The organism is Streptomyces albiaxialis (assembly GCF_039530985.1).
Classification (GTDB): Bacteria; Actinomycetota; Actinomycetes; order Streptomycetales; family Streptomycetaceae; genus Streptomyces; species Streptomyces albiaxialis.
Window position 1 is genome coordinate 303,163 of the sequence record NZ_BAAAPE010000002.1, and the last position, 14,770, is coordinate 317,932.

Genomic DNA, 14,770 nt, shown 5'->3' on the forward strand with positions numbered 1-14,770 from the left:
GGCTGTCGAAAACCCGTCTACCAGGGGCTTCGCCCATCTGTCACCCCAACGCGCCCAACGCGAGAGCAAGTTGGAAAAGACTCAGTGGCATCGTAGTTCCGAGCCGGCGCCGCAGCGCGGTAGGACTCCGCCGGCTGGATGAGCGAGATCGCCGACCGTGCCGACGTCGAGCGAGCATCACCGATCCGAATCGCCGGTCGGCACAGGACCGGTGGCCGGTGGACACCGGACCCAGCCCGGCGGAGGGCGTGTTCAGTGATCCTCGCGGAGCAGCCCGGTGTCGTTGAGTGCGATGCGGACGTCGCGGGTGAATGCGGTGATGTCGTCGAGTCCGAATGCTGTGTGCTGGAGGACGAAACCGTGCAGCAGCGCCATCACCACTCGTGCGCCTCGGTCGGGGTCCAGTGTGGCCGGCACGCTGCCCGCTCGCTGACCGTTGCGGAGCGCCTCCGCGATGCGTCCGCGTACGTCCTCGAAGCCCGCTCGGGCCTGCTGTTGCAGCGCTTCGTGCCGCAGCAGGAGTCCCCAGGCCTGGACGGCGCAGCGCAGCAGTTCCTCGACGGTGACGGCCTGACCCGCCGCGTCGACGGCGTCCTCACCGCTCACCGAGTCGATCGACGCCGCGACCAGGTCGGCTACCGTCACGGCGGCGGCTGTGTCGGCGAGGCGCTCGACGGGCGCGAACATCATCCGGAACGCGTCGCCGGCGATTTCGAGGATGATCTCTTCCTTGCCGGCGAAGTAGCGGTAGGGGGCGCCGACCGACACGCCTGCTTCGGCGGCGATGTCGGGCATCGAGGTCTGGTCGAAGCCGTCGCGCGAGAAGCGGCGACGGGCCGCCGCCACGATCCGCGAGCGGTTGGCCGCCCGGCGTTCGGCGGTGATGCGGGGCATCGGCCACACACTCTCTTCCATCAGTGAACGATCATTCATCTTGACAGTAGCATCCGGCATCGCCAGAATAAAAGTGAAAGCTCATTCACTGATAACGGGAGGGGCCTGTCCCGGCTGCTCCGCAGTTCAAGGCGGGCATGCGCCGGTACGAGTACGCCGAGTCGCATGCCGACGGGCGACTTGGGGCCGCATCACCTGACGCCCCACCACCTTGGTCACCGACGCGGTCGCTGCCGCGCTGCGCCGCCCCAGACCCACGCACCCCTGACGTGACGATCCGGAAAGGTCCTCCGACAAGATGTCCACTCGCACCACCTCACGGCGCGCGATCCGGCGACGCGCGCTGGTCACCCTCACCACGATGTCCGCCGCTCTGGCCGCGTTCACGTTCCCCGCCGGCGCCACGACTGTCGCCGCCGCAGCGACCGCTGTCGACCAGTGCCCCTATCTCGACGACGCTGCACACACCGCCGTGACGCACACCGTTGCGACCGCCGCGCACACCGACGCCCACACGATCACGGTCGACGACACGTGCGCCTACCCCGAAAGCGTCGCGGCCGACAACGGCTACCTCTACACCGGCAACATCAGCAACGGCACCGTCTACCGCGGGAGGATCGGGGCGAAGACACTTGAGCCGTTCCTTCCCGGTGGTCAGGACGGCCGCGCCCAGGCCACCGGGATCAAGACCACCGGCGACCGCCTGCTGGTGGCGGGCGCCTTCAAAGGGAACTTCTTCGTCTACACCAAGACCGGGAAGCTCGTCTCCTCCTACACCGTGCCGGACACGGACGAGAAGAGCCTCGTCAACGACGCGGCGGTCGCTCCCGACGGAGACGTCTACATCACAGACTCCTTCCGCGCCGTGGTCTACCGGATCCCGGCGGCCGAAGTGCACGCCCCCGCCACCGGCGCCCACCGGACCCTCCAAGTCGCCTATCACCTGCCGGACTACGTGCCCGACCAGTCCAACGGCAACGGCATCGTCACCAGCCCCGACGGCAAGTCGCTGATCATCGGCTATTGGTACAGCGGCGCGCTCTACCGGCTCACCCTCGCCACCGGCGAGATCCGCAAGATCGACGCACCGCCCCTGCACAGCGCGGACGGCATCGCGCGGCGGGGAAACACCCTGTACATCGCCCGCTCGGTCGACAACACGATCGCCACAGTGCGCCTGTCCGGTGACGGCACCCGCGGCACCGTCGTCTCCGAACGCACCTATCCGGGAGCGGACACCGCCACCGGCATCGCCGTGGTCCGGAACCGGCTGGTGGTGACCAACTCCCAGATGGACACCTTCCTTTACCACGATCCGCTGACCAGATCGGTATTCACCCTCGCAAGCCTGCCGGTGAGCTGACCCGCCAAGGCCGTTCAGCGAGCCTGGCCAGGTTCGCCGAACGGCACCTGTGAAGACCAGCACGGGCACCACTGCCACCTGCGCCGCTGTCAGCATCCAACGCCTCGACATCGGCTCGTACCTGAGGACGTTCCCTTATGAATAAGCTCGCACTCGTCACCGGCGCGACGTCCGGTATCGGCAAGGCTTTCGCCGAGCGTTTCGCCGCCGACGGCCACGACCTGATCATCGTCGGCCGCCGCCGGGACCGCCTCGATCGGTTCGTCTCCGATCACCCCGACGTCAGGGTGCGCGCGGTCACCGCAGACCTGTCGACCGAGGAGGGCATAGACACCGTCGCCGCGTACTGTGCCGACGAACCCCTGGACATACTGGTCAATAACGCCGGTGTGTCCCACTACATGCCACTGGCCGACTTGCCCGCCGACAAGGCCCGCGAACTGGTCTACGTCAAGGTCCTCGCTCCTACCCAGCTCATGCGCGCTGCCGTCGGCGGCATGCAGCACCGCGGCGCGGGCACGATCATCAACGTGGCCGGCATGATCGCCTTCAGCGGACCCGCCGACAAGTCCGTCATGCCGCGCCGCGCTGTCTACGCAGGCACCCTCGCGCACCTCGTGGCCATGTCCCAGACCCTCAGCGCCGAGTTGGAGGGCACCGGCGTCCACGTCCACGTCGTATGTCCCGGCGTGGTGGCCACCGAGTTCCACTCCTCACAGGGCATGGACCTCAGCGCCATGCCCCGCATGAGCGCCGACGGCCTCGTGACCGGCACGCTGCGCGGCCTGGAGCTCGGCGAGGTCGTCATCGCGCCCGGAGTCGAGGACTATCAACTGCTCACGGACGTCTTCACCGCCGACCTCGCAGCGTTCGACGGCCAAGGCCCGGACGTGGCCAGCCGCTATCAGACCGACTGACGAAGCAAGAGGCTGCGAAACAGAGCAGCATGCCGGCCCATGTCACGGGCAGCCGATTCGAGCCCCTGAGGCATAGCCGCCGAGAGCCAGAGCACTACCAGAGATGCGGGAGCGGCACATGACCGATCTGGACCTGCGTATCGGGAGTTTCCGGTACGACAACACCGAGGCGCTGTTCAACGGGACGGTAGCAGTAGCCGGAGTACGGAGCACCACGATCTCGACCGCGGCAACCCTGCCCGGGGTCTTCGATTACCTCGTGCAAGGGAACGTCGACGTGTCAGAGTTCGGACTCACGTTCCTGCTGCGAGCCCTTGACCAAGGCGTCCCGTACGCCGTCATCCCGGCTTTCCCCGTGCGGATGTTCCGGCACTCGGCCGTGTTCGTGAACGCCCACAGCGGCATCACAGGGCCCACCGACCTGGTCGGCAAGAACATCGGCGAGTTCGGTGTCTACGGCCAGGACCCCGGCGTCTGGATCAAGGGCATCCTCGCCGAGGACTACGGATTCCGGCCCGAGGACAACCGATGGGTGATCGGCGGGCTGAACCATCCCGCGCCGCCGTTCGAGTTCACCACCCACCCGCGCCCCGACGGTGTCGACATCACCACCACGCCCGAGGGCAAGTCGCTGTCCACCATGCTCGACACCGGCGAGATCGACGCGCTGTTCACCGCCAACGCACCACAGCCGTTCCTGGACGGCTCGCCGAACATCACCCGGCTGTTCCCGGACTACGAGCCGATCGAGCGAGATTACTACCGCCGGACCCGGAACTTCCCGATCATGCACGCCGTCGTGGCCCGCCGCGGGCTGCTGGACGCCCACCCCGGACTCGCCCGCGCCGTCTACAACGCCTTCTACGACGCGAAAGAAGCCGGTGCCGATCGCTACCGGCGGTTCCGTCCTCTCTACCAGACCCCGGTGATGCTGCCCTGGGCCAACGCGCTCATGGAACGGAACGACGAGTTGTTCGGGCACGACTGGTGGCCCTACGGGGTGAAGGCGAACCTGCACACGCTCGACACTTTCCTGCGCTACCACTACGAGCAGGGGCTCTCCGCGCGCCGCTGGACCGTCGAGGAGATCGTCGCCCCGGAATTGCTGGACACATGACCACGCCGCATCTCGGCACAGCCGTAACCGGCCCGACAACACGCGGGCCCTGTCCGACGGCACCGTGACGTTCGACGGCCTCAACGTCACCCTGCACAGTCCCGCCATTCCGGGCCCGCAGCGTCTCCATCTGCTCGCCGACGGGCGGGCGCTGTCGAGCCCCCGCCCGTCGTCACCCCCTCTGCCTCCGGTCGGCCTCAGCCGCGTCGCGTATCCGTGGGGAGCCGGGCACGGCCCGTGGTCAGCTCCCGTTCACGGACGCTTCGACGATCGAGAAAGGAGTCGGGGTGGGCACCACGCGGTCGAGGGTGAGCCCGGCCCGTTCCAGCAGGGTGCGGAACTCCGGCTCGGTGCGCTCCCGGCCCGGCAGCATGCCGAGCATGGTCAGGTCGATCATCTTCATCATGTGGGGCGTGTCGTCGGGCGGGATCACGCCCTCCAGCACCAGCACGCGGGCGCCCGGGTTCGCGGCCTTGCGGATCGACTCCAGGATGCGCAGACAGGAGTCGTCGTCCCAGTCGTGCAGGACGAAGCCGAGCGCGTAGATGTCGGCCGCGGGCACCGACTCGAAGAAGTCGCCGGCCGTGAACGTGATCCGGTCGCTCAGGCCCTGTTCCGCGAGGTTCGAGGTGGCCGCCGGTTCGACGGCGGGGAGATCAAGGATGACGCCCTTACGCTCCGGCCGGTCCGCGAGCAGTTGCGCCAGCACCGAACCGTCCGCGCCGCCTATGTCCGCCACGACCCGGCCGGGTGGAAGCTCGTACCCGTCGAACATGCCCTCCCGAGCACCGGTCATGTTGGCCATCGCGCGGGTCATGAGCTCCGCTCGCGCCGGGTCTTCGGCAAGCCACTCGAAGAACGGCTTGCCGAAGTGCCGCGTCGCGCCCGGAACCCCGGTCCGGACCGTCTCCAGCAGACCCTCGAACGGCGCGTAGTGCGTCTCCATCCACAGCTCGGCCATGCCCGCCAGCGACCCCGGATGGTTGCGAGACAGCAGCGCGCCCAGCGGCGTGGTGGCCACCAGGTCGCCCTCGCTGCGGAAGACGCCGACCATGGTCAGCGTGCGGATCAACCGGCCGAGCGGGTCCGCCGGCGTGCCGCTGCGCTCGGCGAGGTCGGCGACGGTACGCGGACCGTCGTCCAGCATGGTGCAGACGTCCAGCTTCGCGGCGACGTAGAGCGCCTGCGAGACCTGGAAGCCGCCGAGCAACTGCGTCATCGCGATGCCGGGCGGTGGGGTGGGTGCGGACATGGGTGGTCGGTCCTTTCCGAGTGGGACGGTTCCGCACGACCCTAAAAACGGCCGGTTCCCGTGCCGTTCACGTGAGATAGACGGCCAGTTCCGCGATGATCGCCGCCGCCATCGCCGCCGCCCTCGGGTCGTCGGACCCGCCCGCCGCCACCAGGGCCCGCCGGTAGGCCGCGTCGGCCTGGTCGTGCCGGCCCGCGTCGCGGTGCACGTCGCCGAGCGTGCGCAGCGCGACCGCCGCGTGGGCGTGCGCGCCGACCCGGAGGTAGACCTCCGCGGAGCGGGTGAAGCTCAGCTCCGCCGCCTCGTGGTCGCCGAGCCCGGCCTGCGCGCTGCCGAGTGTGTGCCAGGTGTCGGCCAGCGAGTAGGGCCCGAGCCCTTCGCCGGACGCGAGCGCCGCCCGCGCGTGCGCGAGTGCGGGGCCGAACCGGCCGAGCCGGATCTCCGACCAGCTCACCGTGTTGAGCGCCGAGGCACGGTAGCTCGCCGCGGCGCCGCGCGTACACATCTCCAGCAGGCGTTCGGCCAGCTCAAGTTGCGGCTCGTGGTCACCGGCGCAGTCCAGGACCCAGATTTCGAAGCGGTGCGTCTCGGCCAGGAACTCCCGCGCCCCCGCGGCCTCGAAGCCCTCGGCCGCCTGCCGTAGCTGCTCGCGGGCCGCGGAGTACCGGCCCAGGTTCGCCTCCACGAGCGCCAGACCGCGCCGGGAGTGTGCCTCGGCGAGCCGGTCCCCCAGGCGTTGCGCCGCCGCCAGTCCGAGCTGCTGCGACGTCTGGAGGTGGTGCCAGAGGCCCTGCCTGCTCAAGAAGTCGCGCAGCGCCCAGGCCAGCCGCCACGAGTGCCCGTCGAACCCGTCCCGGTGGGCGAGATCGTGCGCGGCGAGCAGTACCGGGTACTCGTCCGCGAACCACGTGGCGGCGTCCGGCGACGGTGCCGAAACCACCACGCCCGGCAGCGCGGGCGGGAGCGGGATCCTGGGCCGGGCCGTGAAGACGGCCATGACCGCCTCGCACGCGGTGTGCAGACAGTGGTCGAGCAGCCGGTGCACGGCCTCCCGGCGCTCCTGGTCGCCGGACCACGGCAGCCCGGCGGCGAACGCGCGCACCAGGTCGTGCGCGGCGAACCGGCCCGGCCGGTGCTCGACCAGCAGCGCCGCCGCGACCAGCGCCCGCAGCAGCGTGCGGGTGTGCGGCTCCGGCAGCGCCAGCATGCTCGCCGCAGCGGCGACGCTCACGTCCGGGCCGGGGTGTGCGCCCAGGACGCGCAGGGCGCGGGCGGCTTCCGGTTCGAGCGCGCGGTACGACCAGGAAAGGACCGCGCGCACCTCGTCGTCGGCGCCCGCGAAGGCGTCCAGCGTGCCGTGCGCCTCGCGCAGTTCGGCGGCGATCGCGGACAGCGGCAGGTGCTCCTGCGCCATGGCCCGCGCCGCGACCACGGCCAGCGCCAGCGGGAGGCCGCCGGTACGGGCGACGATCTCGCGCGCCGCGACCGGCTCGGCGCGTGTCCGGTCCGTGCCGACCCGCGCCACGAGCAGCGCCAGCGCCTCCTCGTCGTCCGGCGGTCGCAGCACCAGCGGCCGGGCACCGACGCGGGCGAGCAGCGTCGGAAGCGTCCCCCTGCTGGTGATGACGGTCAGGCCGGGGCCGGCGCCGGGGAGCAGGTCGCGCACCTGATCGGCCCCCGCGGCGTTGTCCAGCAGGATCAGCAGCCTGCGCCCGGTGGTCAGCGTGCGGAACAGTCCGGCGCGCACCGCGAGATCGCCGGGCACGTCGGCGGGCGCGACCCCGAGCGCCTGGAGGAACCCGTCGAGGATCTCCCCGGGCGGCGTCGGCTCCCCGCCGGGGGCGAATCCGTGCAGGTCCGCGTAGAGGTGACCGTCGCCGAACCGGTCGGTCATCCGGTGTGCCCCGTGCAGCGCGAGAGTGGTCTTGCCGACCCCGGCCATGCCGGAGATCACCACGACGCCGCCGGCCGACAGCGCGTCCATCCGGCGCAGCTCCTCCTCCCGGCCGACGAACGCCGCGCTGGGCGCCGGCAGTTGCGCCGGTACCGAGGAGGCGGCCGGGGCAGCCAGCAGCGTCTCGTCGGCGTGCAGGATCCGGCCGTACAGCTCCCGCAACCGGGGGCCCGGATCCACCCCGAGTTCGTCGCGGAGCAGCTTCCGGCACTCCTGGTAGGCGGCGATCGCGTCCGCCTGGCGGCCATCTCGGTACAGCGCCGTCATCAGCAGCAGCCGCAGGTGCTCGTCCAGCGGATGGGTGTCCACGAACGACCGCAGTTCCGGCAGGATCCGCTGCTCGCGCCCCAGTTCGAGGTCGACCTCCAGCAGGCTGCGCCGCGCCGCCAGGTGCCGCCCGTCCAGTACCGTCCGGTGCCGGTCGACGCCGGGCCCTGTGACCCCGCTCAGCGCGGGCCCGCGCCACAGCGCCAGCGCCTCGCGCAGCCGGTCCCCGGCGGTGTCGGGATCACCCCCGGCGCGCGCCCGTTCCGCCGCGCGGACGGCGTCGGCGAACGTGTCCGCGTCGAGCGTGCCCGGTGCGAGCGCGAGCGCGTCCCCGCGCCGGGACGATTCGACGGTCAGCTCGTCGCCGAGCAGGCGGCGCAGATGGTGCACGTACTTGCGGATGACCGGTACGGCGCTGGCCGGTGCCTCGCCCTCCCAGATCTCGGCGGCCAGCGCCGCCGCCGACAGGGGTACCCCCTCTGCGAGCACCAGGGCGGCGAGCAGCGCACGCTGTTGCGGTGGCCCGAGCGGCACCTCGACCCCGTCCCGCCGCACGGCGAACGGGCCGAGCACCACCACCCGGATCATCCGGCCACCTCCCTCGGCCTGCGGCATGGCCACATTCTCCCTCGCCACCGGATGGTCGGTGTGCGCGGCTGCAGGACGGAGTGAGCGCCGGTGCCCGGTAGCCTCTTTTCTTGAGCGAGCGATCCAGATAGGTTGGGGTCATGGCAAGGACCCGGGAGTTCGACACCGAGGCGGCGGTGAGCCGCGCCATGGAGCTGTTCTGGGCGCGTGGCTACGAGGCGACCTCGGTGCGCGATCTGACCCAGCACCTGGGGGTCGGGCAGGGATCGTTGTACGCCGCGTTCGGTGACAAGGATGGCCTGTACCGGGCCGCGCTGGAGCACTACCGCACCACCCTCGCGGCAGCCGCCCTGCGCAGTCTGGAGGAGGAGACGGACGCCCGTGCGGCGATCCGTACGCTGCTGACGGAGCGGATCCGCATCGCCGTCGGTGACGGCGGCCGGGGCTGCCTGGCCGTCAACGCCGTCTGCGAGCGGCTGCCGCCGGACGCGGCGACCCGGCGCACCGTGCGCGACATGCAGGAGGCGAGCCGGGAGGCACTGGCCGAGGTATTGCGGGCGGCGAGGGAGCGGGGCGAGATCGCGGAGCGGCACGACCCGCACGCGGTCGCCGCCTTCTTCGTCACCTTCCTCAACGGCCTGCTGGTCTCCTCAAAGATCACCCCGGACGCACGGGCCCTCGAACCCCTCATCGACGTCGCGCTGACCACTCTCGACTGACGGTCCTCCGACCCCCGTCGGACGCTCGGTTTCCTATGCCTCATTCTGTAACATACGATCAAGAAAGTGGATGTCCCATGATGTACGACCATGACGGAGCGCCCCTGCGCACCGGCCGTGCCGCCGTCAACGGAACGAGCCTGCACTACCGGACCGCCGGGTCCGGCCCCGCGGTGGTGCTGCTGCACGGCGTGCCGAAGACCGGCTACCACTGGCGCCACCTGGTCCCGAAGCTGGCGCCCCACCACACCGTCGTGGTGCCCGACCTGCGCGGTCTCGGCGACTCCGCCCGCCCCGCGGACGGCTACGACTCCGCGACGATGAGCGACGACATCGCCGAGCTGATGGCCCGCCTCGGGCACGAGACCTACGCCGTGGTCGGCGAGGACTGGGGCGCGGTGATCGGCTACCAGCTCGCCGCCCGCCACCGCGACCACGTCACCTCCCTCGTCTTCGCCGAGGCCCTCTTCCCCGGCTTCGGCTTCGAGGACCACACCGCACTCACTCCCGAGAACGTCTCCGGCATGCACCTGTGGCACCTGGGCTTCTACTTCCAGCCCGACATACCCGAGATGCTGATCTCCGGGCACGAACGCGAACTGATCACCTACATGATCAAGAACGAGCGCAGCCACCCCGACACCGCCACCCCCGACGCCATCGAGGAGTACGTGCGCTGCTACTCCCTGCCCGGCGGCATCCGCGCCATGCTCGCCGTCTACCGGGCGATGCTCACCGACGCCGAGCAGAACCGGGAGGCCGCCCGGAAGAAGCTCGACATCCCCGTCCTTGCGCTCGGCGGCTCCGCCTTCATCGGCGAGCGCAACGCGGAGCAGGCACGGTTCGTGGCCCACAACGTCACCGGACACGTCTTCCACGCGGGCCACGACCTCGCCGAGGAAGTACCTGACGAGATGGCCACCGTCGTCCTGCCGTTCCTGGCCGCGCACCGGTAGCCGCCGACCCTCCGGCCGCCGGAACGGTGACCGCACACAGCCTCATCGACCTGGGAAACCCCCGTGACATACCGAAGCAACGAGGGATGTCAGAGGGCCGACGGCTGCTTTGCACGGTGGGTCGGGGACAGGACACCGGGGCTGACTCGGCCCGGCGCCCGGAGGCGACGGCGGCTGGTCACCTTGCCGGTGGCCGGAGTGATCCACGCCAGGTACGTGCCGAACGGCTGACAGCGTCGTACCGGACGAGCCCTACCTGTTCGTTCTCGCCCGCTGCGGTGCGTCCCTCCAGCGAGCGGCCGGGCAGGCGTCCCCCGGAGCCCGGACGGCGTGGCCCCGGGCGTCCCAGCCTGCGAGGCCGGCCCCGCACTCGGGGTGCCCGCCGTAGATGCCCTCGTCCCCGTAAGCCGTCCAGATGCCACCGTGGATGTCGGTGACCAGGACGGGATGTCCTCGCCCACGCAGAACTCCGCTTCAGGAGTAACGGAGGGAGAACAGCACTGCATCGGGCCTCCAGAGGCCCTCAGCTTCTGTCCGGAACGTACGACCGCTGACCAGCAGGAATCTGGAATCCGGGAGCAGGGCCAAATGGCCGGGCCGAATCCGGATTGGGTGTGGCTCTTCCTGATCGCGATCTCGCTCAGGAAGAGCCACACCCAATCCGGATGTCCTTCACCGGCAGTCGCCGTTCCCCCGCCCGGTGGACCAGCTCTCCGCCCGCGCGTTCGCGCTGCTGGATCCGGCCACCCAGTCCGCGAACGTCACCGGCTGGGGCCGCACCCTGGCCGCGCTCGCCCGCACCGGACACGTCGCCCGCGTCCAGGTCCTGGAGCGCACCGTCCCCGACTCCGGAGACGCGCTCTACCGGTACTGGAGCGAGCACGGCGACGAACAGACCCCGCTCGCCGGGGCCGTCTACCGTGACCTGCTTCAGGCCGCCGGACCGGCCGCCGCACCGCACGAGGCGTACGTCGCGCTCGCCCTCGACATGAAGGCCGCCCGACGGCTGATCAACCAGGGCGGGGGCGGGCTCACCGGCGCCTTCGCCATACTGACCCAGCTCACCTCCACCTTCGACCAGGCCGCCCGCCACGCCGGACTCACCCCCGGCGGCTGGCTGTCCGCCCACGAGGTCGCAGCCGTGATCCGTACCGCCTACGACCCCGCCTCCTCCGCCGCGCTCGACCAGTGGTCCCCCAGCGGGCGCCCGCAGGCCGACCCGGCAGCCGCAGGCCCCGTGGTCCTGGTCGAGAAGAGCGACCACGTCCAGACCGACACCGCGCACCACGCCACGTACTGGATCGAGAACTGGCCCCGGACCGAAACCTCCCCCGGCTTCCTGCACCAGCTCCTGTTCGCCTCAGGCGTGCGCCGCACCCTCTCGCTCACCTACACGCCCAAGGGCCTGGATTCCGCGCTCAAGGACGCGCAGCGCAAGAAGGCATCCGTCATCGCGGACGCCGCCGAACGCCAGCGCAAGGGACAGGTCGACTCCGAGGAGGACGCCGTCGAGTACGCCGACGTCAAGGAACGCGAGCGCCAACTCATCGCCGGGCACGCGGACGTCGCCGTCACCGGACTGCTGACCGTCAGCGCCGAATCCACAGACGACCTCAACTCCGCCTGCGCCGCGATCGAGACCGCCGCCGTGGCCTCCATGACCGACCTGCGGCGCCTGACCTGGCAGCAGGCCGAAGCCTTCACCACCGCCGCCCTCCCCCTCGCTCTCGCCGCCTGACAGGCACCGCGCTGCGCCCCTCCTTCCGCGTCCGACTGAAGGTCCCTCCCCTATGCCGACCGATCCTCTGCCTGCCCCGGCTTCGGACTTCGTGCCGTCGGCCCTGGCGGTGGACGTCGCTGGGGTAGGCATGTGAACGGTCGCGATATTCCCCAGGGAGAAGTTCACGAGCTTCCCCATGGAGATTCCGGACGCGGCTCCGTCGGATCCTGGGGCCCTGCCGGAGCCGCGCCGGGCTTCCAAGGCGTCCTGTCAGTTGTCCACCGTGGCCCGGGTTTCCAGCGTCTGCTTGATCACACGTGCTCCCTGGTCGACCATGTCGGCGATGGGGCCCGCGAGGTCGTCGGGCGTCACATCGGTGATCCAGACGAACCGGCTGTACTCCGTGCCGTCGGCGAGGACCTGCATGGACGCATGGTGGTGTTTGGGGTCCAGTGCCCCGCCGACCACCGCATAGGCGATCCTGCGGGCTTCGTCGTCGATGTCGACCAGCAGCTCGTGCACGACAGCGCCGTTGGCGAAGGTCACGACCCTGGTATCCGCTGTCTCTGCCTCAAGACGTGTGCCGGTGACGAACCCGGGTGCCAGGCGGTGGTGCACCGCGGTGAAGTCGCGGACTGCCGCCCAGACGTGGTCGGGGGCGTTTTCGATCAGGAATTCCCTGTGGATGTGAGCCATTCCGTCACTCCTGTCTGTTCTGCTGGTTGGTCAGTCGCCGGTGATGAGACAGAACGGGTGCCCCTCGGGATCGGCGAGCACGACCCACTCGTCCTCGCCGGGCTGGAACTCGGGCCTCGACGCCCCCAGAGCGAGGATCCGGCCGGCGGCCTCCTCCAGGTCGGTGACCGTGAAGTCGAGGTGGGCGTGCTTGCCGTCGTCCGGCCAGCCGGGGGCCCGGTAGCCCTCGATGCGCACGAGGGCCAGGCCGGGATGTTCCCCGCTGCCCAGAGAGGCGTAATCCTCATCGCTATGGGTGATCTCCCAACCGGTGACCTTGCTGTAGAACTCAGCGAGCCGGACCGGGTCACCACAGTCGATGACAATGGTGCTGATCTTCGCAAGAGCGGACATGGCGGCGACTCCTTGAGCGCGGTACGGGGTCAAGTACGACGCTGCTGAGCTTGCCCGCCACGCCCCACCCCGGTCTTGAAGATCCTTGCGGGGTGACTGTCAGACCCTCGGCGTAGCGTTCACGGGTGCTCTCAGCCACCGTCCTCGCCACGCGGCCCGACTTCAGCGTCACCGCTGTGACCTGCCAGGACGACCACACACGCTGGTCGGAGGCCGAGATACGAGACGACTTTCGGGTGGTACTCGTGCGCCGTGGCCGGTTCCGCAGGCACGCGGCCGGCACCCACGCCGACATCGACCCGACGATGGCCTACGTCGGCGTGCCGGGCGAGGAAGAGCACTTCGCCCATCCCGCCGGAGGCGACGACTGCACATCGATCAGCCTGACGCCGGCGCTGTGGCAGGACATGGCCGGCGATGTCACGCGACTGGCCACGCAGTGCGTGTACGTCGATGCCCGCCTCGACCTCACCCATCGCCGGATCCTCGCGACCGCCCGGACGGGGGACATCGACTACGCGCTGACGGAAGAGCTGCTCGACCTGCTCGCCACGGCCGTCGGCCAGCTCGTCTCCGGGCCCACGCCGCTCGGCACACAACCCCCCAGAAGCGAATCGGCTCTCGTCGCGGCAGCCCGCCAGGCCATCAACGATGGCCACCCGGCCTCGGACGGACTGCTTCCGCTCGCAGAGCTGCTCGAGGTCTCGCCGTACCGCTTGAGCCGGTCCTTCACCCGCGAACTGGGGGTGTCAGTGACCCGCTACCGCAATCGCATCCGCGTCGGCCGCGCCCTGGACCGGTTGGAGGAGGGCGAGACCAGCCTCGGCATCCTCGCCGCAGATCTCGGCTTCGCCGACCAGGCACACCTGAGCAGGACCATGCGCCAGTACCTGGGCCGTACCCCAACAGCACTCCGACGCCTCCTCACCCCTCGGACGCCTTGACGATCTCCCTTGCTCGACAACGCTTCCGCGTGGGGAATTACGTGACGCGCAAGCCATCGACGCCGCGTCCTGGTTCACCTGGCCCGCCCCCGACGCTGGCGGCGACGGATCAACGTGAAGGCCAGCACGGCGGATTGGGCAGCACTCGACGACGCCGTGGAAAGGCTGGGGATCCGCGCGGAGCTTACGCAGACCCGCAAAGGGCTGAATGCTATGCGAAGCACACTGGAGACGTTCCCCTACGGGGCCGGATTGACGGCTGTGCTAGCCATGACCACCGCTGCCGAGTGTTATGAACCCTTCGTCCGCGCCCTGCAACAGCTCATAAAGGGTGTTGCAGAAGCAGCCCTGTCAGACCTGTCCGGCATGATGCTCCCTTCAGCTACGCACCGAGGGGCACCATCGATGAGAAATGATGAAGTCGCGGACCTGATGAACTTCCTCCGGGCTCGTATTGACGAGGACGAAGCTGCAGCAGAGGCCGTGAAGCCCGGTACGGCGGAGGACACCGCAGGGTTGAAGGCCCGGGTTCTCGCCGACGTCGCCGCCAAACGAGGTGTCCTGCGCTTCGTGGAGCGGATGCAGCAGGACGCAGAACACGACGACTTCATGGTTCACGGTCCCGCCATGGTTGCGCTCTCTGCGACTGCATACCCACTCCGTCACCTTGTTGCGGCATACGCCGCACACCCCGACTTCCGGCCTGAGTGGGAGTGGAACGAGGAGGAAGTCGAGCCGGACCCGAGGCTCGGTCGCTCCGGCCGAGCATAGGTCGCAGGACTCACAGAGAGATCGAGCCCCGTCATTGCTTCAGCCGGTAGCGGGCCTACATTCTCCTGGCGCCCTCGGTCGGCGCTCCTCAGCGGAGCGGCGCGTTCGGCCAGGTCTCGTCAAGCGCTCCCGCACTGCGGAGGGCGAGGTGAAGGGCAAGTTCCTCTGCCGTGCAGGTGAGCTCCAGCCGCTGCCCGTGTTCGAGGTCGCCAGCGG

General features: G+C 69.9%; 12 protein-coding genes and 1 pseudogene. 8 read left to right on the forward strand and 5 right to left on the reverse strand.

Annotation, left to right across the window (positions count from 1 at the left end):
* Window positions 1-252 precede the first annotated feature (252 nt).
* The gene (locus ABD343_RS06380; RefSeq protein ID WP_344524944.1) at window positions 253-894 is read right to left on the reverse strand and encodes a TetR/AcrR family transcriptional regulator; all 642 of its coding nucleotides are present in this window, start codon (window positions 892-894) and stop codon (window positions 253-255) included.
* Window positions 895-1,192: 298 nt separating this feature from the next.
* Here ABD343_RS06380 and ABD343_RS06385 point away from each other — a divergent pair, with 298 nt between their 5' ends.
* The 3 genes from ABD343_RS06385 to ABD343_RS06395 all read left to right on the forward strand — a co-directional run bounded on the left by ABD343_RS06385 (window position 1,193) and on the right by ABD343_RS06395 (window position 4,294).
* Window positions 1,193-2,260: an SMP-30/gluconolactonase/LRE family protein gene (locus ABD343_RS06385; protein ID WP_344524946.1), complete on the forward strand. Its 1,068-nt coding sequence runs from the start codon at window positions 1,193-1,195 to the stop codon at window positions 2,258-2,260.
* A 137-nt stretch (window positions 2,261-2,397) separates the two neighbouring features.
* On the forward strand, window positions 2,398-3,177 hold the full coding sequence (locus tag ABD343_RS06390; protein WP_344524948.1) for an SDR family NAD(P)-dependent oxidoreductase: 780 nt from the start codon (window positions 2,398-2,400) through the stop codon (window positions 3,175-3,177).
* Between the two features lie 118 nt (window positions 3,178-3,295).
* Window positions 3,296-4,294: a substrate-binding domain-containing protein gene (locus tag ABD343_RS06395; protein ID WP_344524950.1), complete on the forward strand. Its 999-nt coding sequence runs from the start codon at window positions 3,296-3,298 to the stop codon at window positions 4,292-4,294.
* 241 nt (window positions 4,295-4,535) lie between these two features.
* Here the strand turns inward: ABD343_RS06395 and ABD343_RS06400 are convergent, their stop codons facing one another.
* Together ABD343_RS06400 and ABD343_RS06405 are read right to left on the reverse strand one after the other, a co-directional pair.
* A complete protein-coding gene (locus ABD343_RS06400) occupies window positions 4,536-5,546 on the reverse strand; it encodes a methyltransferase (protein WP_344524952.1) in 1,011 nt (336 codons plus the stop codon).
* A gap of 67 nt (window positions 5,547-5,613) precedes the next feature.
* Window positions 5,614-8,382, reverse strand: coding sequence for an AfsR/SARP family transcriptional regulator (locus tag ABD343_RS06405; RefSeq protein ID WP_344524954.1), 2,769 nt, complete (start codon window positions 8,380-8,382; stop codon window positions 5,614-5,616).
* Window positions 8,383-8,495: 113 nt separating this feature from the next.
* Between ABD343_RS06405 and ABD343_RS06410 the strand changes: the two genes are divergently transcribed.
* From ABD343_RS06410 to ABD343_RS06420, 3 genes and pseudogenes are all read left to right on the forward strand, one after another.
* Window positions 8,496-9,074, forward strand: a complete 579-nt coding sequence (locus tag ABD343_RS06410; protein WP_344524956.1) for a TetR/AcrR family transcriptional regulator — start codon at window positions 8,496-8,498, stop codon at window positions 9,072-9,074.
* Between the two features lie 77 nt (window positions 9,075-9,151).
* On the forward strand, window positions 9,152-10,030 hold the full coding sequence (locus ABD343_RS06415; RefSeq protein ID WP_344524958.1) for an alpha/beta fold hydrolase: 879 nt from the start codon (window positions 9,152-9,154) through the stop codon (window positions 10,028-10,030).
* A gap of 700 nt (window positions 10,031-10,730) precedes the next feature.
* A pseudogene (locus ABD343_RS06420) lies at window positions 10,731-11,768 on the forward strand (SCO6880 family protein); the annotation flags it as partial.
* Between the two features lie 252 nt (window positions 11,769-12,020).
* On the opposite strand, the gene ABD343_RS06425 reads toward ABD343_RS06420, so the two are convergent.
* Together ABD343_RS06425 and ABD343_RS06430 are read right to left on the reverse strand one after the other, a co-directional pair.
* Window positions 12,021-12,446 carry an SRPBCC family protein gene (locus ABD343_RS06425; protein ID WP_344524960.1) on the reverse strand — a complete coding sequence of 142 codons (426 nt, stop codon included), beginning with the start codon at window positions 12,444-12,446 and terminating at the stop codon, window positions 12,021-12,023.
* A 30-nt stretch (window positions 12,447-12,476) separates the two neighbouring features.
* Window positions 12,477-12,839 carry a VOC family protein gene (locus ABD343_RS06430; protein ID WP_344524961.1) on the reverse strand — a complete coding sequence of 121 codons (363 nt, stop codon included), beginning with the start codon at window positions 12,837-12,839 and terminating at the stop codon, window positions 12,477-12,479.
* A 125-nt stretch (window positions 12,840-12,964) separates the two neighbouring features.
* On the opposite strand from ABD343_RS06430, the gene ABD343_RS06435 reads away from it, so the two are divergent.
* Entirely contained in the window at window positions 12,965-13,783 is an 819-nt protein-coding gene (locus ABD343_RS06435) for an AraC family transcriptional regulator (RefSeq protein WP_344524963.1), read from the forward strand.
* Window positions 13,784-13,897: 114 nt separating this feature from the next.
* Complete coding sequence (locus ABD343_RS06440; RefSeq protein ID WP_344524965.1) at window positions 13,898-14,554, forward strand: DUF6221 family protein; 657 nt, start codon at window positions 13,898-13,900, stop codon at window positions 14,552-14,554.
* Window positions 14,555-14,770: the final 216 nt, after the last annotated feature.